This window comes from Actinopolyspora sp. BKK2 (assembly GCF_011291845.1).
Taxonomy (GTDB): Bacteria; Actinomycetota; Actinomycetes; order Mycobacteriales; family Pseudonocardiaceae; genus Actinopolyspora; species Actinopolyspora saharensis.
In genome coordinates this window covers 1-23,366 of the sequence record NZ_JAANTE010000010.1, presented here as the reverse complement: position 1 = coordinate 23,366, position 23,366 = coordinate 1, and the positions used below count along the sequence as shown (strand labels likewise).

At 68.6% G+C, this 23,366-nt stretch carries 18 protein-coding genes; 14 read left to right on the top strand and 4 right to left on the bottom strand.

Annotated features, from left to right (window positions below):
- Window positions 1-102 precede the first annotated feature (102 nt).
- On the bottom strand, window positions 103-516 hold the full coding sequence (locus G9Q41_RS18250; RefSeq protein WP_092523926.1) for a metallopeptidase family protein: 414 nt from the start codon (window positions 514-516) through the stop codon (window positions 103-105).
- Between the two features lie 331 nt (window positions 517-847).
- Between G9Q41_RS18250 and G9Q41_RS18245 the strand changes: the two genes are divergently transcribed.
- The 6 genes from G9Q41_RS18245 (at window position 848) to G9Q41_RS18220 (ending at window position 7,774) form a co-directional block, all read left to right on the top strand.
- Window positions 848-1,210: a DUF3499 domain-containing protein gene (locus G9Q41_RS18245; RefSeq protein WP_342751278.1), complete on the top strand. Its 363-nt coding sequence runs from the start codon at window positions 848-850 to the stop codon at window positions 1,208-1,210.
- Window positions 1,211-1,528: 318 nt separating this feature from the next.
- The gene (locus tag G9Q41_RS18240; RefSeq protein ID WP_092523922.1) at window positions 1,529-2,878 is read left to right on the top strand and encodes a phosphomannomutase/phosphoglucomutase; all 1,350 of its coding nucleotides are present in this window, start codon (window positions 1,529-1,531) and stop codon (window positions 2,876-2,878) included.
- 120 nt (window positions 2,879-2,998) lie between these two features.
- Entirely contained in the window at window positions 2,999-3,214 is a 216-nt protein-coding gene (locus tag G9Q41_RS18235; RefSeq protein ID WP_092523920.1) for a Trm112 family protein, read from the top strand.
- Entirely contained in the window at window positions 3,211-4,296 is a 1,086-nt protein-coding gene (locus G9Q41_RS18230; RefSeq protein ID WP_347567608.1) for a hypothetical protein, read from the top strand. Before G9Q41_RS18235 ends, G9Q41_RS18230 begins: the two co-directional genes overlap by 4 nt.
- 173 nt (window positions 4,297-4,469) lie before the next feature.
- A complete protein-coding gene (gene manA / locus G9Q41_RS18225) occupies window positions 4,470-5,771 on the top strand; it encodes a mannose-6-phosphate isomerase, class I (RefSeq protein WP_092523917.1) in 1,302 nt (433 codons plus the stop codon).
- A gap of 497 nt (window positions 5,772-6,268) precedes the next feature.
- The gene (locus G9Q41_RS18220; protein ID WP_175455081.1) at window positions 6,269-7,774 is read left to right on the top strand and encodes an amino acid permease; all 1,506 of its coding nucleotides are present in this window, start codon (window positions 6,269-6,271) and stop codon (window positions 7,772-7,774) included.
- A 96-nt stretch (window positions 7,775-7,870) separates the two neighbouring features.
- Here the strand turns inward: G9Q41_RS18220 and G9Q41_RS18215 are convergent, their stop codons facing one another.
- Window positions 7,871-8,383: a GNAT family N-acetyltransferase gene (locus tag G9Q41_RS18215; protein ID WP_092523913.1), complete on the bottom strand. Its 513-nt coding sequence runs from the start codon at window positions 8,381-8,383 to the stop codon at window positions 7,871-7,873.
- Window positions 8,384-8,454: 71 nt separating this feature from the next.
- Window positions 8,455-11,142 (bottom strand): hypothetical protein, encoded by a 2,688-nt coding sequence (locus tag G9Q41_RS18210; RefSeq protein ID WP_347567609.1) that lies wholly within the window; start codon window positions 11,140-11,142, stop codon window positions 8,455-8,457.
- Window positions 11,143-11,460: 318 nt separating this feature from the next.
- Here G9Q41_RS18210 and G9Q41_RS18205 point away from each other — a divergent pair, with 318 nt between their 5' ends.
- The 7 genes from G9Q41_RS18205 (at window position 11,461) to secA (ending at window position 21,671) form a co-directional block, all read left to right on the top strand.
- Window positions 11,461-12,102: a dTMP kinase gene (locus G9Q41_RS18205; RefSeq protein WP_165633661.1), complete on the top strand. Its 642-nt coding sequence runs from the start codon at window positions 11,461-11,463 to the stop codon at window positions 12,100-12,102.
- Between the two features lie 127 nt (window positions 12,103-12,229).
- Entirely contained in the window at window positions 12,230-12,907 is a 678-nt protein-coding gene (gene mtrA, locus G9Q41_RS18200) for an MtrAB system response regulator MtrA (RefSeq protein ID WP_092523907.1), read from the top strand.
- Window positions 12,908-13,058: 151 nt separating this feature from the next.
- A complete protein-coding gene (mtrB, locus tag G9Q41_RS18195; RefSeq protein WP_242687646.1) occupies window positions 13,059-14,720 on the top strand; it encodes an MtrAB system histidine kinase MtrB in 1,662 nt (553 codons plus the stop codon).
- Window positions 14,717-16,462: an LpqB family beta-propeller domain-containing protein gene (locus G9Q41_RS18190; RefSeq protein WP_165633663.1), complete on the top strand. Its 1,746-nt coding sequence runs from the start codon at window positions 14,717-14,719 to the stop codon at window positions 16,460-16,462. Before mtrB ends, G9Q41_RS18190 begins: the two co-directional genes overlap by 4 nt.
- A 237-nt stretch (window positions 16,463-16,699) precedes the next feature.
- Window positions 16,700-17,266, top strand: a complete 567-nt coding sequence (locus tag G9Q41_RS18185) for a ComF family protein (protein WP_347567610.1) — start codon at window positions 16,700-16,702, stop codon at window positions 17,264-17,266.
- A 458-nt stretch (window positions 17,267-17,724) separates the two neighbouring features.
- A complete protein-coding gene (raiA, locus tag G9Q41_RS18180; RefSeq protein WP_165633665.1) occupies window positions 17,725-18,471 on the top strand; it encodes a ribosome-associated translation inhibitor RaiA in 747 nt (248 codons plus the stop codon).
- 314 nt (window positions 18,472-18,785) lie between these two features.
- Entirely contained in the window at window positions 18,786-21,671 is a 2,886-nt protein-coding gene (gene secA, locus G9Q41_RS18175; RefSeq protein ID WP_165633681.1) for a preprotein translocase subunit SecA, read from the top strand.
- 167 nt (window positions 21,672-21,838) lie between these two features.
- Here secA and G9Q41_RS18170 read toward each other — a convergent pair whose 3' ends face one another.
- Entirely contained in the window at window positions 21,839-22,267 is a 429-nt protein-coding gene (locus G9Q41_RS18170; RefSeq protein ID WP_165633666.1) for an Rv3235 family protein, read from the bottom strand.
- A gap of 233 nt (window positions 22,268-22,500) precedes the next feature.
- On the opposite strand from G9Q41_RS18170, the gene G9Q41_RS18165 reads away from it, so the two are divergent.
- Window positions 22,501-22,938, top strand: a complete 438-nt coding sequence (locus tag G9Q41_RS18165; protein WP_165633667.1) for an HAD-IA family hydrolase — start codon at window positions 22,501-22,503, stop codon at window positions 22,936-22,938.
- Window positions 22,939-23,366: the final 428 nt, after the last annotated feature.

The window sequence follows — 23,366 nt, the reverse complement described above, 5'->3', positions numbered from 1 at the left end:
GCTCCACGTCAACGCGGGCGCTCTGAGCCTAAACAGTCGGCACCGCCGCGGGAGGTTCCGCCACGGAACCACCTACGCCAACCGACCCCGCCGAACTTCTTCTTACTGGTTCCCACCGACAACTCCGGGATCGAGCCCCAGGTAGTTGGCGACCTGCTCCACGAGCACGTCGTGAAGCAGGTCCGTCAGGTCGGAGCCGTTCCGTGCGCGCGCTTCCAGCGGCCTCCGGTACAGCACGATCCGCGCCCGCGTCGGAAACCCGCGGCGGTCCACGCCCGCGGGGACCAGCCGGGCGAGCGGCACGTTCGAGTCCACGACCACGTCGTCTCCCCAGACCACCGAGTCCGGTGAGGTGGTTTCGATCTGGGGGACCTCGTCCACGGCCACGTCCAGCTGGGTCAGTTCCGTCTGCCAGCGCTGTTCGATGGGGTCGAGCGCCTCGAGCACGAGCGCGTCGAAGCGTTGGGACCTGCTCTTGGCCGCGGGCACGGAGGAGGGGTAGAGCGGTCCGCGCATTCCGCGACCACGACGTTCCCGTCGTTTACCGAGACGTTGCCGAGTTTCCCGTGCGGTCACCACGCGACGAGGGTACGCCGTGCGTGCGGTTTCCTGGCAATCGTGCCCGCACGTCCGCGAACGCACCGTGTTCGGCAGCGTACGTTCGGAACTGGTCCGTGCGAGTGTTAACCCTTCGTGTCATACTTCACCCCATAGATGATCTTCGCAGTACAACCGGGCGGACGGCGAGGCCGTCGTCGCGCGTTCCGGTGGTTGGTGACCGGCTGTTCGGGGGAGTTTTCCGCGTGCCATCGAGTGTTGGCGTGACAAGGGCGCTATGGTGCCAGGCGTGCGGAGCGTGAGGCGTTGCTCGCGAACCGGGTGCACCCACCCGGCGGTAGCTACGCTGACCTATGCCTATGCGGATTCGACCGCCGTGGTCGGGCCGCTGGCTAGTTATGTCGAACCTCACAGCTATGATCTCTGCGAGGAGCACGCGATGCGGTTGACCGTCCCCAAGGGGTGGCACGTCGTGCGCCACGAGGGGGAGTTCTCCGCCGCGCAGCCTTCGGAGGACGATCTGACCGCCTTGGCCGAGGCGGTTCGTGAGGCCGGGCGTACCGATCCGTCGGCGACGGAGAACCCGGGAGTGCGTGGCGGCGGAAGCAGGCGTGGGCACCTGCGTGCGCTTCCCGATCCGGGCAAGGACTGATCCGCCCGGTGCGTCCGGGCGAGTCCTGCCGACTCGACGTGGGATACCCCACTGGGATGTGGTTTGGCTCACTGGGCACGTGGTGTGTCCGAGGGATGCCTCGTGGGTGGTTCGCTCGGCAGCGCCGTGACGTGTGGCTGAGCTCCTCGTGCTGTGCTGGGGTTTTCGCGTGCTCGGAATCGGGTGGCACTCGTGGGGTCCATACGGACGAGCGGATCGGTTCGCGTTCTTGGCCGTCCGGCGGACACCACTTCCACCGCGGTCGCCGGTAGGCTCGGCACGCAGGCAAGAGTGCCGTTACTACGGGGAGAGTGCAGCGTGCGGGACCTGTCGGGGATCGTCAAGGCGTACGACATCCGGGGTTTGGTGGGCGAAGAACTGAACGCGGAGGTGGCCCGGGAGGTCGGTGCCGCGTTCACCAGACTGGTCGGTGGCCCCGCCGTGGTGGTCGGCCACGACATGCGGGAGTCCTCTCCCGAGCTGGCGGCCGCGTTCTCCGAGGGAGTGACCGGTCAGGGGATCGATGTGGTCAACATCGGGCTGGCCAGCACGGACATGCTGTACTTCGCTTCCGGGCACTTGGACCTCCCCGGCGCGATGTTCACGGCCAGTCACAATCCGCCCGAGTACAACGGGATCAAGTTGTGCCGGGCCGGAGCGGCCCCGGTCGGTCAGGACAGCGGTCTGTCCGAGATCAAGGAGCTGGTCGGCCACGGGGTTCCCGAGTTCCTGGGTGCGCAGGGTTCGATCACCGAGCGGGACATGCTCCGGGACTACGCGGACTTCCTGCGCGGGCTGGTCGATCTGACCTCCATCCGGCCGCTGCGGCTCGCGGTGGACGCGGGCAACGGCATGGCGGGGCACACGGTCCCCAGCGTGCTGGAGGGGCTGCCCATCGAGCTGGTGCCCATGTACTTCGAACTCGACGGGACCTTCCCCAACCACGAGGCCAATCCGCTGAAGTCGGAGAACCTCGAGGACCTGCGTGCCAAGGTCCGCGAGGTGGGGGCCGACGCGGGACTGGCCTTCGACGGTGACGCCGATCGCTGTTTCGTGCTCGACGCGGAGGGCGCCCCCGTCGCCCCGAGCGCCATCACGGCGTTGATCGCCACCAGGGAGCTGAAGCGGGAACCGGGCGCCACGGTCATCCACAACCTGATCACGTCCAGGGGCGTTCCCGAGATAGTGCGCGAGAACGGCGGCAAACCGCTGCGCACCAGGGTCGGTCACTCCTTCATCAAGCAGACGATGGCCGAAACCGGCGCGATCTTCGGCGGGGAGCACTCGGCGCACTACTACTTCCGCGACTTCTGGCGCGCCGACTCGGGGATGCTCGCCGCCCTGCACGTGCTGGCCGCGCTGGGGGAGCAGCACAAGGGCCTGGCCGAGCTGATGTCCGACTACTCCCGCTACGTGGCCTCCGGCGAGGTCAACTCGCGGGTAGACGACCAGACCACCCGGATGCGCGCGGTGATCGACTCCTTCCGGGAGCGCAACGGCGCTCGTATCGACGAGCTCGACGGGCTTACCGTGGAACTGGGGGACGGTTCGTGGTTCAATCTCCGTCCGTCCAACACCGAGCCGGTGCTGCGCCTGAACGTCGAGGCGGCCGATTCCGAGACGATGGCCGCCCTGCGTGACGAGGTGCTCGCGGTGCTGCGGGAGTAGTCACGGAAACCCGCTCGACGCTACCCGCATGGAGGCTCGTCCGGGACTTGTTTCGGTGGGATGGTGTTCATCCCATCGGTGTCGGCGCGTGAACATCCGGGAGGAATGGTGAGTATCGCGATGGATCCCGAACTGCGGGAGATCCTGGTTTGTCCCTGCCCGCGGAACGCGCCGCTGCGGGACGGTCTGCCCGATCAGCCCGCGGCCGAGTACCTGACCTGCACGTCCTGCGGACGTTCCTTCCCGGTTCGGGACGGTGTCCCCGTGCTGTTGCTGCAGGAGGCGATCGGCGGTCCCGAGGAGGACACCACCTCCGACGGCCCTGGAAGGGGGTGACGGTGGTGCTGGACGACAGCATTCTGGACGATCAACAACGTTTGTTCGCGCTGGACACCGAGGGGTTGCTTCGCTCGGCCGCCCTGGCCGGGGCGCAGGTGCGCTCGGCGGCGAACTCGGCGAGCGAAGCCGGGCTGGACGATTTCGTCGCGGAGCGACCGCGGGCTCTCGTGCTGTTGTCTCGGGCCGGAGTCGGCACCGCCGCGTGCCGGTCGCTGGCCGCGTTGCTCGGCCCGTCCTGCCCGGTTCCGGTGGTGGTCACCGAGGTGATCCCCTCCTGGGTCGGCCCGCTCGACGTGGTCTTCGCCTACGGAACCGACGGCGGTGACAAGGTTCTGGCCGAGTCGCTGGAGCTGGCGGGGCGCCGGGGCGCGAGCATCGTTCTCGCGGCTCCGGAGGAGGGGCCGGTGGCCGCCTCCGTAGCGGGACGGGCGCGGTCCGTGCCCCCGCGGATCCCGGTTCCGGAGGGACTGGGGTTCGCGCACGTGTTCACGGCCGGGCTCCGCCTTTTCCAGGCGCTCGGGTTGTTGAGCGTCGACACCGAGGCGCTGGCCGACGCGCTGGACGAGCAGGCCGCCGCCGCGCACCCGAGCAACGAGACCCCGGAGAACCCGGCCAAGAAGCTGGTTCTCCGGCTGGCCGACCGGGTGCCGCTGCTCTGGGGCGTGGACGAGCTCTCCACCGCCCTGGGCGAGCACGGCGCCTACGTGCTCGGCTGCTACGCCGGAGTTCCCTGCGACGTGAGCAGCTACGCCCAGGCGGTGAATCGTCGTTCGCTGCACGGTTCAGCCGCGGCGGTGGGAAGCGAGTCCGATCTGTTCGCCGATCCGGAGGACACCACGGCCGCGCTGCGAGTGCTGCTGCTCACGGTTCGTGCCGACGAGCGTGCGCTGCTCACCGAGCGGATGGCCACGGAAGCGCTGCCTGGCGCCGATGTGCTCTCCCCTTCGGAGACGCGGGAGCAGGATGCGATCCTGCGTTCGGCGCTCCTGGCGGTCGGTTTCGACATGGCGGCGGTGTACCTCGGGCTCGCCTCGGGACTCCCCGACGGGCACGGGCGGTCGATGGTCGGGGCACGCTGAAGCGGCCCGTGCCGGCGGGCGCCGGGTTCTGCACGAAGTTCCTCCGGGGCGGCCCGCGGTGAACTCGGTGGACTTCCCGAAGCGGGAGGTGCGCGGTACCGGATGTCCTCCGGTGGTGAAGGGGGCGTGGCCGATGCGGGGAAACGCGGTTAGACGAGGAAGCGAGAAGGACAGTGGAGTTACTGCGCAACGCGGTACGCCCGTATGCATGGGGCTCTCGGACCGCGATCGCGGAGCTGCTCGGCCGTCCCGTACCCGCCCCCCATCCCGAGGCGGAGCTCTGGATGGGCGCCCATCCGGGAGATTCGTCGCGGTTGCTCTTCCCGGACGGATCGGAAGTCCCGCTGGTGCGGCTGCTGGACTCGGAACCCACCCGACAACTGGGGCAGGGCTGCACCGACCGCTGGGGTAACAGGCTCCCCTTCCTGATGAAGGTGCTGGCCGCGGACGAACCGCTGAGCCTGCAGGCGCACCCGTCCTGGGAGCAGGCGGCCGCGGGGTTCGCCCACGAGGAGGCGGAAGGAGTTCCGCGCAGCGCACCGGACCGCAACTACCCCGATCCCACGGCGAAGCCGGAACTGATCTGCGCGCTGACTGAGTTCCACGCGCTGGCTGGGTTCCGCGACGCCCACCGGACCGTCCGGCTGTTGCACGAGCTCGACGTCCCGAGCCTGCGGGCGCACACCCGACTGCTCGCCGCGCAGCCGGACCGGGACGGGTTGCGAGCGCTGTTCACCACGTGGATCACCCTGCCCGAGGACAATCTCCGCGCTCTCGTGCCGGATCTGCTGCGGGCGTGCGCCGAGCACGTGCGTTCCGGGGGCGAGTTCGTGCTGGAGTGCGAGACCGTGCTCGAGCTCGGGGAGTCCTACCCGAACGACGCGGGAGTGCTCGCGAGCCTGCTGCTGAACCGGCTGGTGCTGCGCCCGGGGGAGGCCATCTACCTCCCTCCGGGAAATCTGCACGCCTACCTGCGGGGAACCGGGGTGGAGATCCTGGCCAACTCGGACAACATCCTGCGCTGCGGGCTCACTCCCAAGCACGTCGACGTGGCCGAGCTGCTGAAGGTGCTCGACTTCGACAACGGGGACACCAGGGTGCTGACCGGCACGCGCAGCGGACGTAACCTGACCACCTACCAGACCGAGGCCGACGAGTTCGAGCTCTCCAGGGCGGACTGGTCTCCCGGCGAGGGCGGCGGTGTGGCCCTGGACTCCTCCGGGCCGCAGATCCTGCTGTGCACCGAGGGCAGGGTGCGGCTCTCCCCGGTCGGCACGGGTAACGGCAACGGTCACGGAAATGGCAACGGTCACGGCAGTGACGACGGTGCCCACTCGGGGAGCGCGGTGCGTGAGCTGGACCTCGCGCGTGGTGATTCGGTCTGGTTGGCCGCCTCCGATCCCTGTGTGATGGCGCACCCCCTGGGCTCGGCCGCGGGGGCGCAGTTGTTCCGGGCCGCCACTGGGGCCGTCTGAATCCACCCGGCCCCGGGCTGGTCCGGTGCTCCCGGGTCGGTGCGTGGAAGTGCGGGCTCGGTGGCGCGTGCCGTGCTGCTTTTTCGCCGGGCAGTGGGGGTGCCGACGCGTGGGGGAGCCGGCGCGGTCACTGCCTCGGCATGTCCACATGCTGGTAATCCGGTGCGGAAAATCTCCGTGATCATTCGTTCATCTCGGCGGTATCGAACGGATACCTCCGCTTAAGGCCTCGACAAACGGCGATATACCCTTTTCCAGGGGCGCCGGGCAGTGCGAGCGGCGCAGTCCTGTCGCGAGTGGTGGCGGACTCGCCCTGTCCGGATACTGGGAAACGGGGTGTTCGTCGTCCGGAACCCGTTCCGGTCGGGCGGATTTCCACTGTCGGAAGCGCTTTCCGCACGTACCGTTAGCGGATCGTGTTTCGGTTCGCCGTGGACGAGGACTGCGTGGCCGCTATCGTTCGGTGCCACCCGTAAGAGTGATGCGAGGAGGCAGGGGTGCCAGGAAGCGGATTATGGCGCACCAAGACGGTCGAACAATCGATCTTGGACACGGACGAGCCGGACACCAAACTCCGGAAGAATCTCGGGACATGGGACCTGATCGTTTTCGGGGTTTCGGTGGTGATCGGAGCCGGAATCTTCACCATCGCGGCTCAGACCGCGGGCGATGTTTCCGGACCCTCGGTGTCGTTGGCCTTCCTGCTGGCCGCGGTCGCCTGCGCGTTGGCCGCGCTGTGCTACGCGGAATTCGCGTCCACCGTTCCGGTGGCGGGAAGTGCCTACACCTACTCCTACGCGACGTTCGGTGAATTCCTGGCCTGGATCATCGGATGGGATCTGATCCTCGAGTTCTCCATCGCCGCCGCGGCGGTGGCCAAGGGGTGGTCCTCCTACCTGCACCAGGTGTTGTCCAGCATCGGACTGCAGGTGGAGACGGCTATCCCGCTCGGCCCGCTGCAGCTCGACTGGGGAGCGATGCTGCTGGTGGCCGTGCTGGTCGGTGTGCTGGTGACCGGCACCAAGCTCTCCGCGCGTGTCAGCCTGGTCATAACCGCGATCAAGGTCTCGGTGGTGCTGTTCATCATCGTGGCCGGGATCGCCTACATCAAGCCGGACAACTACACCCCGTTCATTCCGCAGGCCCAGTCCGCCTCCGAGAGCGGTCCGGCCCTCGAGCAGTCCCTGCTGTCCCTGATCCTCGGCGGTGAGACCAGCAACTACGGGGTCTACGGCCTGCTCGCCGGGGCTTCGCTGGTGTTCTTCGCGTTCATCGGCTTCGACATCGTCGCCACGACCGCGGAGGAGACGCGCGATCCGCAGCGCAACGCTCCGCGGGGGATCCTCGGGTCGGTGGCGATAACCACCGGTCTCTACGTCGCGGTGGCGCTGGTGGTCACCGGGATGACGCACTACACCAACCTGGCCACGGGTCCCGACGGGGAGAGCGCCACCCTCGCCACCGCGTTCCAGCTCAACGGGGTGAGCTGGGCGGCCAGTCTCATCTCGGTGGGTGCGCTGATCGGCCTGACCACCGTGGTGATGGTCCTGCTCCTGGGGCAGACCAGGGTGCTGTTCGCCATGGCCAGGGACGGTCTGCTTCCCAGGGGGCTGGCCAAGACGGATCAGCGCAGGGGAACACCGGTGCGCACGACCGTGCTGGTCGGAGTGGTCGTGTTCCTCGCCGCGGGCTTCTTCCCGTTCAGCAGGTTGGCCGAGATGGTCAACGTGGGCACGCTGTTCGCGTTCGCCCTGGTCTCGATCGGGGTGATCGTGCTGCGCCGCAAGCGTCCCGATCTCCCCCGCGGTTTCCGCGCTCCGCTGGTGCCGTGGGTGCCCGTCCTCGCGGTGATCGCCTGCCTGTGGCTGATGATCAACCTCACCGCGCTGACCTGGGTCCGCTTCGGGATCTGGATGCTCGCCGGAGTGGTCATCTACTTCGCCTACAGCAGGAGCCACTCGGTGCTCGCGCAGCGCGAGCGCGCGGGTCAGCTGGAGGAGTGAGCGGTTCGCACGACAGCGGCCGCGCGAGGTCCCGCGTGACCTCCGCCCCCGGGAGAAGGCCTCCCGGGGGCGGAGGTCACCTCCGGAAAGTCCGCGTCAGGCGATTCCGGAGGGTGCGGAGGTCAGCTCCGTCCCCTCCGTCGAGGAGGCCACCCGCAGCCGCATGGCCGGGTAGGGGCGCGCCTCGAAACCGAACTCCCGGTACATGTTCGAGCCCTCGCCGGTGGCGAACAGGTCGATGTCGGCCACTTCCGTTTCCGAGCGGAACCAGTCGAGCAGCTGCCGCACGCAGGCACGCGCGTAGCCCCTCCTGCGGTGGCCGACCGCTGTCACGACGTTCGATATGCGCCCACGGATCCCCGTGGGATTCGAGGGGCTGGGAGGGTCGTGGTTCACCTCGCCGAGCGCGGCGGCGACCAGCTGTCCGTTCGAGATCTCGGTGACGACGACCAGCGCCTCGCCGCCGGCGATTTTCCGCGTGAACCACGACTCGGCCTGGGAACGCCAGGCGGGGTCCTCGGCGTTCCTGCCCATCGACTTGAACATCAGAGCTCGGAGCTCGACCAGTGCCTTCGTGTCGGCCGTTGTGGCTCTGCGGATATTCACCATGACGACGCATTGTCCTCGGCGGACACCAGCGGCGTCCACCGAACCCGGTCGAGATCGGGGCGGGGCCCCGGTCAGTGACCGGAGGGGCGCAGCGCCGGGCCGCGTTCCCAGGGGGGAGTGATCCCGGGCGGGTCGATGATCTCGGGAGTGGTCTCGTGGACCGTCCCGTACCCGAGGTCCTCCTCCGCACCGGGCAGCCCGTCCCCGCGGACGGGAGGCAGCGAATCCGGCACTCCCCTGGAGAGCTCACCGGCTCGTTCCTCGGTGCTTCCGGCGGTGCTCCCGGCGGTGCTCCCGGCGGGGGGTTCCTCCTCGAGAGCGGTCTCCATGGCTATGATCGCTCCCTCGCGTCGCGTCGCCGCCTCCGGCTCGGTCCGCCGGGCCGTGCCGTTGGTGCGCGGCTGCGCCGCGGCGCAGGAGCCCGCGACCGTCGTGCGGAACGGGAGGTTCGTCCCGCGGGCGGGCGTTTCCAACCCGGCAGCCATGGAAACCGCCCGGTCCCACTCGGGGTCACCGCTGTACTCGGTGTGCCGCAGCACCCCCGCCAGCCACCTCCGGTGCTCGAAGGGGCCGCGCTGCGGGTCGGGAAGCCAGTGGTCACTGCCGAGCACCAGTGCGCCGGTCGGCCCCCGGGCCGCGGGAGGCAGCGGGCCTTCCGTGCCGTCCGCGCGGAAGCCGACCCCCAGCAGCTTGCCGTCGTAGACCTGCCTGCTCCACGTGGTCACCGCGCCGCCGAGCGGATCCGTCCCGCGGCAGAGGGAGCGCCAACGTCCCTTCAGGGACCCGGCCAGTTCGCCCTGCGCTTCGTGCCCGAGCACGTCGGGGAAACCACGTGTGTACGCCCACTGGAGCTGGGAGCCCGCCGTGACGAGGCCGACCCTCTCCCCGTCCGACTCGTCCAGCTCGCGCAGCAGCCGGGCCGTGGCCACGGCGGCGAGCAGGCTGCCCTGGCTGTGCCCGGAGAGCACCACCCGGGTCTGCGGGTCCGAAAGGTGCTCGCGAGCCCTGTTGACCAGTTCGGGGATGACCTTCAGCGCGTAGCACGGGGGAACCACGGGGTGGGCCTCCCGCGGCCAGAAGAGCGTGAGGTCGCACAGCACGCCCAGCGCTCGGGCCGTTCCGGGGCGGCGCACTGCGAGGTAGACGGTGCGGAGCAGGAACGCGGCGAGCGTGGCCAGCGCCCCGACGCCGAGGAACATCAGCCAACTTGCCCAGTCGGGCGGTTGTGAGGTCCACAGCCGCAGGACCGCGGCGAGCACCGCCCCGACGGAGAGCGCTCCCGCGAGCACGAGCACCAGCCGGTGCCCGTGTCCGCGTTGCAGCTCCGCCCACTTCCACGCGCGTTCGGAGCTGCGCTGATCTCCGGAACGCCCCGCGTGCAGCAGCTCCACTTCGGGCGAGACCGCGCTGTCGGCCTGCAACGCGCGCCACCAGCGCAGCAGCGCCCACGGCACGATGACCAGCCCGGCGAGCACGAGCAGGGCCGTGGAAGTTCCCCACAGCAGGGTGACGGTGTCGTACGAACCCGGCAGTCGCTGCTCGGAGCCACCGAGGGCCTGCCGGGTGGTCAGCGTCAGGCCCGCGCCGAACCCCGCTCCGAGCAGGCAGGCGATCAGCAGCACCGGGGCGGCGAACCATCCGCCCGCCCACGGGCGCAGCTTCTTCGGCAGGCGATGCCAGGAGGGGCGTGACAGCAGCACCGTGGGGATCAGGAGCAGCCCGACGTATCCGCAGGTCAGCAGCAGGCCGAGCGTCAGCGAGTCGGTAGTCGAGCCGGAGCCGGCCAGCGGGCCGTTCAGGGGATCGGTGGCCGGAGCGGTCACCAGCACCAGCAGCGCCGCCACCGAAACGAGCGAGATCCGGGTGTAGCGGGACAGCGCGCTCCGCACCGTCCGGCGGAAGCGGTTGTCGGGCCGGTGGTCGGAGTCGGTCGGGTCGTCCAGGGCGAGCACGCCCAGCACGCAGAGCCCGGTGAGCACGGCCGCCCCCACCCAGCGGGGGTCCGCGGAGGCGGAGAACCCGCCCAGCGCCGTCAGCACCATCGTGCACAGGCCGGCGGTGATGTGCAGCACCCGCAGCGCGGAGGTCTCCGGATCCCGCACCACGCCCGCTCCCGGCAGCTTCGGGTCCTGGGCGTGCTGCTGCCCGGTCTCGGAGGCGGCCGGGGTGCACACGCGCCAGGACATCGCCGAGAGGCGGGACATGCCGAAGAGCACGGCCGCGACGAGGACCATTGCCAGGATCGAACGCGGGGGTTGCGCGACGCGCAGTCCGTCGGGAACGGCCCCGAGGCATCCCGACCCCGGGCTCAGGCACTGCGAGGCGAGCAGGTCCAGGCCGAGCACCGTCAGGTGCGCGATGAACAGCATCGTCAGCAGCAGGGAGGCCAGCCGCGTCCCCGCGCGCAGCGCGGCTCCGAGGGAGCGCACGGCACGCGAGCCGGTGTCGGTCGGGGGAAGCATCCAGTGCGCCATGTTCGCCAGGGCGAACGGGAACAGCAGGGCCCAGAGGGCCTTGCTGCCTCCCGAGGTCATGTCCCCCCACACGTAGCCCTCGATCGAGCGGGGGACCGTGCGCTCCCCCGCCGCGAGGTCGGGTCCGGGGACCGGGCGCAGCAAGCGGTCCGCCGGGCGGACGATACGTCCGATCCCGTCCCCGGCGACGTCCACGGAGGCGACCGAGTCGGTCAGGTCCTGCGGCTTCGTTCCGAGAATGCCGTGTACCCGCAGCTCGACCACGCGAGTGTCCGGCCCGGGCACGTGCACTGGTTCCTCCCGTGTGTCGGCGACGGCGCTGTTCGGTGCGCGCTTTCACCCGATTGTCTCTTGTCGACCGTCGTGTTGCGACCGTCGTGGTGGAGATTTTGCTCCGATTTCGGCAATGCCCCCAACCGTGTGAACGGCAAGTGCTCCCCGGAAGGGGGAGCGGAAGCCGGACGACCGTCGTCCTCCGGCGCTTCGCGCGGCCGTCCGCGGGCTCGAGCGGTTGCCGCCCGTTCCTCCGCTCATCGGCCGCACCTCGGCCACGCGGGCACCCGCGCGCGGCCGCGCGACGAGAGCTCAGTAGGGTTTGCCGCCGTGGGGCGGCTGATCGTGATCGAAGGTCTGGACGGCGCGGGCAAGCAGACGTTGGCCGACGGTTTGTCGACGGAGTTGCGTCGCAGGGGGCTGTCGGTGGGGGAGGTCGCTTTCCCGCGGTACGGCGTGGACGTGCACGCCGATCTGGTCGCCGAGGCGCTGCGCGGGCAGCACGGGGACCTCGCCGACTCCGTGCACGGCATGGCCGTGCTGTACGCGCTGGACAGAAGGCACTCCCTGGATTGGCTGCGGAAGGGCATCGCCGAGAACGACGTCCTGCTGCTGGATCGCTACGTGGCTTCCAACGCGGCGTACGGGGCCGCTCGGTCGTGGGAGAGCGCCGACGGCGGATTCGTCGAGTGGGTGCGCCGGCTCGAGGTGGACCGCTTCGGGATGCCCCGCCCGGACCTGCAGCTCCTGCTGCGCGTGCCCACCGCGGTTGCCGCCGAGCGCGCCGAACGCAGGGAGAGCGCCAACGGGGAGTCGGGCGGGGACCGGTTCGAATCGGACTCCTCCCTGCAGGAGCGTTGCGACCGGGTCTACCTCGAGCTCGCCGAATCCGCGTGGTGGTCACCCTGGCAGGTGATCGACGACGCGGCCGCGGTGGATTCCGTCGGTTTGGTCGACCGGATTCTGGACTGACCTGCTCGTGAGCAATGGTCCGTTCGGGGGTATCGAATCCTGCGCTCCGAGCAATGAGCCAACAACCTGCAGTGATGTCAGCCGGGTGGTGCATGCCCCTGTGGTGCGAAATGCAACCATGTGAGGCATGAAGTCACGCGTGCTCGTGGTGGACGACGACCCGGCTCTGGCGGAGATGCTCACGATCGTGCTCCGGGGCGAGGGCTTCGACACGGCCGTTGTCAACGACGGCACCAAGGCCATGCCCGCGCTGCGTGAGCTCAAACCCGATTTGGTGCTGCTCGACCTGATGCTGCCGGGGATGAACGGCATCGACGTGTGCAAGGCCATTCGTGCCGAGTCGATGGTTCCCGTCGTCATGCTCACCGCGAAGAGTGACACCGTGGATGTGGTGCTCGGCCTGGAGTCGGGGGCCGACGACTACATCGTCAAACCCTTCAAGCCCAAGGAGCTCGTGGCCCGGTTGCGCGTGCGGCTGCGCCGCACCGAGGCCGAACCGGCCGAGGTGCTGTCCATCGGCGATCTCACGATCGACGTCCCCGGCCACGAGGTCACCCGCGAGGGGGTGCCGATCTCGCTCACCCCGCTCGAGTTCGATCTGTTGGTGGCCCTGGCCAGGAAACCGCGTCAGGTGTTCACCCGCGAGGTGCTGCTGGAGCAGGTGTGGGGGTATCGTCACGCTGCGGACACCAGGCTGGTCAACGTGCACGTGCAGCGGCTGCGGTCGAAGATCGAGCGGGACCCGGAACGGCCGGAGGTCGTGCTCACCGTGCGTGGAGTCGGGTACAAGGCCGGTCCTCCGTGACTCCGCGGGCCGGTGATCGTTCCCGTGCGGCAGGACGGTTGGCGTGAGTGACAGGACCTCCCGGGGCGGCTCGTTGCGCTCGTTGGCCGTGCGCGTCAGCGAGAACGTGCGCCGTCGCTGGCACTGGTTCGAGTCGATCTGGCGCCGGTCGATGCAGCTGCGGGTGGTGGTGAGCACCCTCGCGCTCTCCTCCGCGGTGGTCTTCGTGCTGGGGATGGTGCTGCAGACCCAGATAACCAACAGGATTCTGGAGACCAAGAAGGACGCCGCCGTTCGCCAGGTCGAGCAGAGCCTCCTTCCCGTGCTGGAACGTCAGCTGACCGCCGTCGATCCGAACTCCGAGGACGTGGCCGAGCAGCTCAAGGGGGCCCTGAACGGGCTGACCACGTCACCCTCCGTGCAGAACGACGCCGAGTCCGTGGCCGGCACGTACGACCCGGTGCTCGTCGACGAGTACGCCGTCACCCGGGAAGGGGAGTCGGCGCCTTCGGCCGGTCCGATCGGGGACGTCCCGCAGGAACTGCGCCACCACGTGAAGCGGGACAAGTTCGCCACCCAGATCAGCACGGTCACGCGCGATCACGAGCAAGTGACCATGCTCGTGATCGGCAGTCCCGCCGGCACTTCCACGCGCCCGCTGCAGGCGTACTTCCTGTTCCCGCTCAGCGCGGAGAACCGCACCATGGGAGTGGTGCAGAGCACGCTGCTCGTGGGCGGGCTGGTGCTGCTCGTGCTGCTCGGCGCCATCACGAACCTGGTGACCCGCCAGGTGGTGCGTCCGGTGCGCCAGGCCGCGCTGACCGCGGAGCGGCTCGCCGCGGGCAACCTGGACGAGCGGATGCGGGTGATCGGGGAGGACGACGTCGCGCTGCTCGCCGACTCGTTCAACGAGATGGCCGACAGCCTGGCGCAGCAGATCCAGCAGCTGGAGGAGTTCGGTCAGCTGCAGCGCAGGTTCACCTCCGACGTCTCGCACGAGCTGCGGACCCCGCTGACCACGGTGCGCATGGCGGCCGACGTGCTCCACGCTTCCAGCGACGAGTTCCCGGCCGGTCTGGAGCGCTCCGCCGAACTGCTGGTCGACGAGCTCGATCGCTTCGAGGCGCTGCTGGGGGACCTCCTCGAGATCTCCCGGTTGGACGCGGGCGTGGCCGATCTTTCCACCGAGTCGCTGGACGTTCCCGAAGTGGTGCGCCGGGCCGTGGAGTCGTTGCGCCCCATCGCCGAGACGAGCGGGGTGGAGCTGCGCGTCGACGTGCCGGAGGAGGAGGTCACCATCTTCGCTGATGCGCGGCGCGTGGAGCGCATCGTGCGCAACCTCGTGGCCAACGCCATCGACCACGCCGAGGGACGACCGGTCGACGTCGCCTTCGGGGAGGGGGAGAACGAGGTGGCAGTCACCGTGCGGGACTACGGGGTGGGCCTGCAGCCCGGCGAGGCCGAGCTGGTGTTCACCAGGTTCTGGCGCGCCGATCCGTCGCGCGACCGCCAGACGGGAGGCACGGGGCTCGGGCTGTCCATCGCTTCCGAGGACGCGAGGCTGCACGGCGGATGGTTGGACGCGTGGGGCGAGCCGGGGCGGGGCTCCTGCTTCCGGCTCACCCTTCCGAAGTACTCGGGTGAGCAGGAAGTCTCCGAGAGTCCGCTGCCGCTGCCGAGCGCGCGCAGCATAGCCGCCCCGGAGGCGCTCCTGGCGGCTCCGCAGGAAGCGGCCGAAGAGGACTCCGCCGAGGCCGGGGACGGTTCCTCTGCGGGGACGGAACGGAACTCGCCCCGCGGTTCCGCGGACGGAGACCGGGAGGAAGAGCGATGATCTCGTTGCGGCGTTCGACCAGAGCGGTGACTCTGCTGCTGGTGCTGTCCGTCCCGTTCACGGGGTGCGCCTCGATCCCCAAGGAGACCGACCCGGAGATGGTCAAGCGGGTCGATGAGGGCAAGCCGACCACCTCCACCACGATCGAAGCCCCTCCGGACGGCATAGATGCCCCCGACCTGGTGCGCGATTTCGTCGACGCAGGTGCGCAGCCGGCCAACGACTACGAGGCCGCCCGCAAGCACCTGACCGGGCGCGCGCGGAACTCCTGGCAGGTGCCCTCCGAAGTGACGGTGGTCAAGAACGTGGACACCGTCCCGCTGCGCAAGGAGGACCTGCCGAACTCCGTCCAGATGGTCAGTCTGAGCGTGGACAAGGTGGGCAAGCTCCGCGCGGACCGCTCGTTCGTCCCCGGCGAGGGATCCGAGCAGTTGGACATCAGGGTCGAGAGGCAGGACGACGGTGAGTGGCGGATCGCGAACCCCCCGGATCTGCTGCTGGCCAGTCGCAGCTCTTTCGTCTCGAACTACCGGGCGGTGTCGGTCTTCTTCCTCGACGAGCAGCAGAACGGGGTCGTTCCCGACGTCCGCTGGGTGCGGCAGAATCCGCAGAGCACGCTCCCGTCCCGGGTCATCGACCTGCTGCTGTCCGGCCCCTCGGCCGGTTTCGACTCGGCGATGAACACGGCCATCCCCGAGGACACGGAAACGGTCAGCAACGTCAGCGAGGTCAAGGACGGGGCGCTGCTGGTGAACCTGAGTGACCTCGGATCGCTGAGCAGCAAGAAGAAACGCATGATCGCGGCCCAGGTGGTGCTGACGCTGCGCGGGGTCCGGACGGCACGCGTGCAGCTGGAAGAGGAGGGAACGGCGCTGCTGTCGAACTCCTCCGTGCTGCGTCCCTCGGACGTGGCCTCCTACGAGCGGCAGAACAAGGTCTCCTCCGAGGTCGCCCCGCTGGCTGTCGTCAACGAGAAGCTCGTGGTGTTCAACGAGCAGGCCCCGCCTGTTCCCGGTCCCATGGGCTCGGGTGAGTACGCGATCACCACGGCGGCCCGTTCCGACGGGGGAGAGCGCATCGCGGCGGTGGTGCGCTCCCCGGACGAGGGGGTCGACCTCAGGGTCGGGGAGTACGGCGGCTCCCTGCGCAAGCTCCCGGTGCACGGAAGTTTCATCTCCAGACCGACCTGGCGGAGCGAATCCGAGGTGTGGGCGGTCGTGGACGGCAAGCGGGTGGTCCGCGCGACCAGGGACGACGAGGGGAACTGGTCGGTCGAGGACGTCGACGTGCGCGGGTTCGCGGCTGATCGGGGACGCATCGAGGCGCTTCGGATCTCCAGGGACGGAACCCGGCTCGCCGGGGTCGTGGGCGGCCGCATCGTGGTCGCGGGCATAGCGGGCAGCGGTTCGACGCTGCGGTTGCAGCGTCCCACTCCGCTGACCGGCGGATTCAGCGATTCGAAGATCAAGAAAGTGGCCTGGTTGAACAGCAGGGCCCTGGTGGCGATCAGCGACAGCGACTCCCCGCCAGTGGTCAAGGTCTCGGTGGACGGGTTCTTCTGGAAGTCCTACAACTCCTCGAACCTGCGTCAGCCGCTCAGGCGGCTGACGGTGGGACCGGGCCAGAAGGTCATCGTCGGTGACAGGTCCTACCTGTGGCAGGCCATGGACCGGGAAGAGGTCTGGGAAGTGCTGCAGGACATCCCGGTGGGGCCGCAGTCGATCCCGTTCTACCCGGGATGAGCTCCTCCCGGCCGCCGGAACCCCTCCGAAGGTCCGACACGCCGTGACGGGAACGCTCTCCGGAGGACCTGCTCCGGGGAGCGCCCCGAGGATCGCGGCATGTCTCGTGAAACCTTTTTCCGCACCGTTCCGCATGCGCTCACGGACCTGATCCTTCCCCGTCGGTGCGCGGGCTGCGCCGAGCCGTCCACCGCGTTGTGCGCGGGTTGCGAAAGCGATTTCCGCGCCCTGAGGCGAGTGAGACCCGAACTGCTGCCCGCGGATCCCCCGATCTACGCCCTGGGGCGCTACCGGGGGAACGCGCGCAGGGCGGTGCTCGCGTACAAGGAGTTCGGCCGTCGTGACCTCGCGAAACCGCTCGGGAGCAGGCTGGCTCGCGCCGTGCGCGCGGTGATCGACGAGCATCCGGAGCGGCTGGGGGCGGAACCGGTGCACCTGGTGCCCGTGCCATCCAGACCTTCCGCCGTCCGCGCCCGCGGAGGGCCGCACCTGAGCCCGTTGGTGCGCTTCGTGCGCAAGGGGCTCGGCAGGGGACTCGGCAGGGAAGCGGCCGTGGTGTCCGACTGCCTGCGGATGCGGCGCGAGGTGCGGGACTCGGTCGGGTTGGACACCGCGCGGCGGGTTCGCAACCTCAGCGGTGGGGTCGTGCTCCGTCGCGGACGGCTGCCCGAGGTCGGGGAGCCGATCGTGCTGGTCGACGACGTGCTCACGACGGGAGCCACGGTGGCCTGCTGCTCCGCGGCGCTGCGCGCCGCTGGCAGGGAAGTGGCCGCGACACTGGTCCTCGTGGCGGCTCGGCGTTAGTCCGTTCGGGCGAGGAAGTGGAGTTCATCCGATCCGGGAGGGGCGCTCGGGAACCACGAGTTTGCTCCGTTCGTTGGTCGGGTACACACGCGGCATCGTGGGCGCGGGGTGGACATGAACGAGCAGTCGAGCGGTGCGCTCGTGTTTTCGTCGGAGCCGGGGAGCTTCTCGTGGTTCCGGGCTCGTGCGCCCGCGCCCTGCTGCCGGGTGGTGTGGAGTCGTGCCGATGCGTACGAATGGTGGTAACGAATACGCAGGGTGGCTGTTTGACGTCCCCCGACCCGGGGGTGTTGTGGAACACAAAAGCGAGCTAACGTGCTCCTCAACCACAGCCGCACTCGGCCGGAGGAATGAGGTGAGGCATTGACGCCCCAGGCGTCGGAAACGAGCTGAGCACGCTCTCTCCGGCGTCACCGTGACGAGGCTCACGGAAGCACGCTGAGCAACGGAGGTCGTGAATGGACATCGTCGTCAAAGGCCGCAACGTCGAGGTGCCCACCCATTACCAACAGCATGTCGGCGAAAAGCTCAACCGTCTCGACCGCTACGACAGGAAGGCGATGCACGCCGACGTGGAGTTGCAGCACGAGCGTAACCCACGCCAGGCGAAGAACTGTCAGCGGGTCGAAATCACCTTGAAGGGACGTGGACCGGCTGTGCGCGCGGAAGCCAGTGCGCCCGACTTCTACGCAGCCCTGGACGCCGCGACGACGAAACTGGAGAGCAGGCTGCGCAAGATGCACGATCGCAGGAAGGTGCATCACGGCAAGCGCAGTCCGCGTTCCGTGGCACAGGCGACCGCCGCGATGGCCGACAGGCCGGTGGCCGTCGCAGGGGCGGGAGGTACGCCGCAGGGCAGCACGCGCACCACGCTTCTGGAACCGCCGGCCGAGCAGGTGCGTGCCGAGGCCGCGGACGAGCAGTCCTCCGCCGCGGTGTCCGAACCTCCGACGACCTCCGAGCCCCCGGCGACGTCCGGGGTTCCGGGGCAGCGTCACGAGGAGAACGGTTACGAACCGGGGCGAATAGTTCGCGAGAAGGAGCACCCGGCCACGCCCATGACAGTGGATCAAGCGCTTTACGAGATGGAGTTGGTCGGCCACGACTTCTATCTGTTCTTCGACGCCGACGCGGAGAAGCCCAGCGTGGTGTACCGCCGGAAGGGGTTCAACTACGGAGTGATCCGGTTGGTCCCCGAAACGTGATGCGCATCGCGTAGGCCGTGACCGCACGGACCGTCCCCCGCGTACCGTGGTACGCGGGGGACGGTCGTGTTCGCGGCCGCACCGGCCTGGACTGTCCGGCCTCTTGCCCCGCACGATCGGGTGCGGCGGGAACACGCGTGCGTCTCCGAAACGTTTGCAGTCCGTGGCCGCTCCGGTCGTTCGAGAGCGGGCGTCGAATCGGCGGAGGTGTCGATGTGACGTCTGTTGGAACGGTGCGAGGGCGGGCTTCTAATACTATGGCCGTAAAGCGTCCGTGACGGGCGCGTCACGATCAGCAAGTGAGGTCGACCTGGATGGTCCTGTCCCGACTGCTCCGCGCTGGCGAAGGCAAGATGCTCAAGCGCCTGCGCTCTATCGCGGCGCAAATCAACGAGCTCGAAGACGACACGGTCGCGCTGTCCGACAGCGAGTTGCGGGCCAAGACCGACGAGTTCAAACGCCGCTACTCCGATGGTGAGCAGCTGGACAAGCTGTTGCCGGAGGCGTTCGCCGTCGTGCGGGAGGGCGGCCGTCGAACCCTCGGGAACAGGCATTTCGACGTCCAGCTCATGGGTGGCGCCGCGCTGCACTTCGGTCAGATCGCCGAGATGAAGACCGGTGAGGGCAAGACCCTGACCTGTGTGCTGCCCGGCTACCTCAACGCGATCACGGGCGGCAGCGTCCACGTCATCACGGTCAACGACTACCTGGCCAAACGTGACTCCGAGTGGATGGGGAGGATCTACCGCTTCCTCGGCATGGAGGTCGCCGCGATCACGGCCGACATGAGCCCCGAGCAGCGCAGGGACGCCTACAACGCGGACGTCATCTACGGCACCAACAACGAGTTCGGCTTCGACTACCTGCGCGACAACATGGCCTGGAGCCTGTCGGAGTGCGTCCAGCGCGACCACAACTTCGCGATCGTCGACGAGGTGGACTCGATCCTCATCGACGAGGCGCGGACACCGTTGATCATCTCGGGGCCCGCCGACCAGTCCTCGAGGTGGTACCAGGAGTTCGCGCGGCTGGCTCCGATGCTCAAGCGCGACGAGCACTACGAGGTGGACGAGCGCAAGAGAACGGTCGGCGTCACCGAGGAGGGCGTCGAGATCATCGAGGACCAGCTCGGGATCGAGAACCTCTACGAGGCCGCGAACACCCCGCTCGTCGGCTACCTCAACAACGCGTTGAAGGCCAAGGAGCTGTACCGCAAGGACAAGGACTACATCGTCCGCAACGGCGAGATCGCCATCGTCGACGAGTTCACCGGACGTGTGCTGCACGGTCGTCGGTACAACGAGGGCATGCACCAGGCGATCGAGGCCAAGGAAGGCGTCGAGATCCAGGCCGAGAACCAGACGCTGGCCACGATCACCCTGCAGAACTACTTCCGGCAGTACGACAAGCTCGCGGGCATGACCGGTACCGCCCAGACGGAGGCGGCCGAGTTCCAGAGCACCTACAAGCTCGGTGTGGTCAGCGTTCCCACGAACGAGCCGATGATCCGCAAGGATCAGCCCGACCTGATCTACAAGAGCGAGGAGGCCAAGTTCGAGGCGGTGGCCGAGGACATCGAGGAGCGGCACAAGGCGGGGCAGCCGGTCCTGGTGGGCACCACCAGCGTCGACCGCTCGGAGTACCTGGCCAAGCTGCTGACCAAGCGCGGTGTCCCGCACAGCGTGCTGAACGCCAAGCACCACGAGTCCGAGGCGGGGATCGTCGCCGAGGCGGGCCGCAAGGGAGCGGTCACGGTCGCCACGAACATGGCCGGTCGCGGCACCGACATCGTCCTCGGGGGCAACGTCGACCACCTGGCCGACGCCGAACTGCGTCAGCGGGGGCTGGATCCGGTCGACAACCGCGAGGAGTACGAGGCGGAATGGCCCTCCGTGGTGAGCAAGATCAAGGAGCAGGCCGAGTCCGAGGCCGACGAGGTCCGCGAGGCGGGCGGGCTGTACGTGCTCGGCACCGAACGCCACGAGTCCCGCCGCATCGACAACCAGCTGCGCGGTCGCTCGGGACGTCAGGGTGATCCCGGCGAGTCCAGGTTCTACCTCTCGCTCGGCGACGAGCTGATGCGCAGGTTCAACTCGAACATGGTCGAAACGGTGATGACCCGGCTGAAGGTGCCGGACGACGTCCCGATCGAGCACAAGATGGTCACCAGGGCCATTCGCAGTGCGCAGACCCAGGTCGAACAGCAGAACATGGAGATCCGCAAGAACGTCCTCAAGTACGACGAGGTGCTGAACCAGCAGCGTTCGGTGATCTACACCGAGCGCAGGCGTGTTCTCGAGGGTGAGGACCTGCGGGAGCAGGTCGAGCACATGATCGAGGACGTGGTCAAGGCCTACGTCAAGGGCGCGACCGCGGAGGGCTACGCGGAGGACTGGGACCTCGACCAGCTGTGGACGGCGCTGAAGTCGTTGTACCCCGTTTCCATTCGTTGGCAGGACCTCGCCGAGGAGGACGGGGACATCAGCAGGGAGCGGCTGCGCGAGGCGGTGCTGGCCGATGCCAAGGAGGCCTACGAGCGTCGTGAGGCCGAGATCGAGGAGCAGGTCGGCGAAGGTGCGATGCGCGAGCTCGAGCGCCGCGTCGTGCTGAGCGTGCTGGACCGCAAGTGGCGCGAGCACCTCTACGAGATGGACTACCTCAAGGAGGGCATCGGGCTGCGCGCCATGGCCCAGCGGGACCCGCTGCTCGAGTACCGCCGCGAGGGCTTCGACATGTTCAACGCGATGCTGGAGGCCCTCAAGGAGGAGTCGGTCAGCTTCCTGTTCAACGTGCAGGTCGAAGCTGCCGAACCCGCGGGCGGCGCGGCCGAGGAGTCCTCGGTGCCGGTTTCGGTCACTCAGTCCTCCGACGGAGAAGGTCAGCCGAGCGGCAACGGTCAGGCCTCCTCCGGGCAGCCCAGCTCGAAACGCGCGAAGAAGTCGCGCAACGCCGCAGGCCCCGCGTTGAGCCAGCTCTCCGCGTCCGAGCAGAACGGCCAGTCGCAGGCCCCCACGGCGCTGCGTGGCGATGGTTCGGCCGCCCAGCAGCGGAACCTGAGCTATTCGGGGCCCTCCGAGAACGGAGAGGCGCGCGGCGACAGCGCTGCCGAGGACTCCGCCGGATCGGCTCAGCAGGGTGGAACCAGGCGGGAGCGTCGTGCTGCCGCCCGCGCCGACGCCAAGAAGAACAAGAAGCGCTGATCGACTGCTTTCGCCCGGAGCGGCGTAGGCGGTCGTTCGACGGGCTCGCCCGCTCGCGTGAGCGGGCGAGCCGATCCCGAACCGCCGCTTGCGTCGCTTCGGACCGTGGGTGGTGACCGTTCGCGGGAGCGGCCCACTTGCGTACGCGCCGGCCGGCACATCGGCCGTCACACCAGGGCGAGCAGTGTGCAGCACCAGCTCATGCGCTGCTGTTCCAGACGTATGGTCACCGCCCGGTGCCTTTTGACCTCGTCCACGACCAGACAGGCCTCCACTGTGGTGGAGTTGGTCAGGCAGGCGTGCACCGAGTTCAACCGGGTGCGGTCGTGCAGGAGGCTCCCGGACCGGACGAGGGTGGCCAACAGGCTCGCCACCGGCCTGCTGAGCCACTGGCGTATCTGGTGCAGCGGTCTGCGTCCGGCCAACACCTCGACGAGATGCTTTCCGACCCGGTCCGCCAGTGCCGCAGCGGAGTAGGTCGGTGGTGTTCTGCTCTCGCCGCGCGGTGCCGGCGGCGTTTTCCCGGACGTGGTGGGTGCCCGGTCGGTGGTCTGCGGGGGATTCAGACGGGGCCGCTGTGCGGTCGGCACCTGCATGTTCGTGGCTCCCTTCACGGAGGTCGTCCGGTGGATAGGAGGAGCGCACCCCGCGGAAAAGTTCACCTCCGGGACTTTCTTCACCGGAAGGTGTGATCACCGGGGCTGGTCTCGAGTCCTGCTCGCGACTGGCGGCGGTGAGTTCGGAAGACGGCGAGTTCGGAAGACGGCGAGTTCGGAAGACGGCGAGTTCGGAACGTCCGCGGCGCGCTTCCGCCGGATAAACTGCGCCGGTGACGGAAACGGAGCTTGCTGCGCTGATCGTGGACTGCGGAGGGGTGCTGGACGACCCCGGCCGGTGGGCAGCGGGGAACGGCCCAGTGGAGGAGTTGCCTCCGCTCGCCTACGAGGTACGGCGCTTGCGGACCTCCGGGGTGGCTGTCGCGCTGTTGTCCAACGGGGATTCCGCTCCCGGGGAGTTGGTGCGAGCCGGTCTGTTCGACGGCGTGGTGTTGTCGGGCGAGGTGGGCATGAGCAAACCGGATCCCGCCGTCTATCGGTACACGGCGAGGCTGCTCGGGGTATCGCCGCGGAACTGCGTGTTCGTGGACGATCTTCGCGACAACGTCGCGGCTGCTGTGGACACTGGGATGGTCGGGGTCCTGCATCGGGAGGTCGAGCGGACGCGGAACGAGCTGACCGTGCTCTTCGATCTCGAGGATGCGCCGTAACCCCAGGTTGTGCTGGTGTTTGTGTGGTGGTGGGGGGTGGGTGTGTGGGCGTGTGGTTGTGGGGGTAGTGTGGTGGTTGTCGGCACGGCGGGAACTGCTGGGAGCTTTGCGGGTTGTGTGCTCGTGGGGTTCTGGGTGGTTGTGGTTGTGTTGATGGTGCTGGTGATTCTGGTGCTGCGAGGGCCCCCGGTTTTGTGGGGGTGTTTTCGGGGTGTTAGAGTTTCCGGTGTTGTTTGATTAATTGAATTCATTCTGGTGCCTGGTTTTCTCTGGCGTGGCTGCGTGCTGCTGTTGGGGGAGTGCTGGGGTGCCCCCGGGTGTTGGGGGTGCTGTGGTGGGGTGCTAGGGTGAATGTGCACCGGCCGCAGGGCTTCGTTGTTTGAGGGTTCTGTGGTGGTGTGCCCACTGGTGTGGGTGTGTTCTTTGAG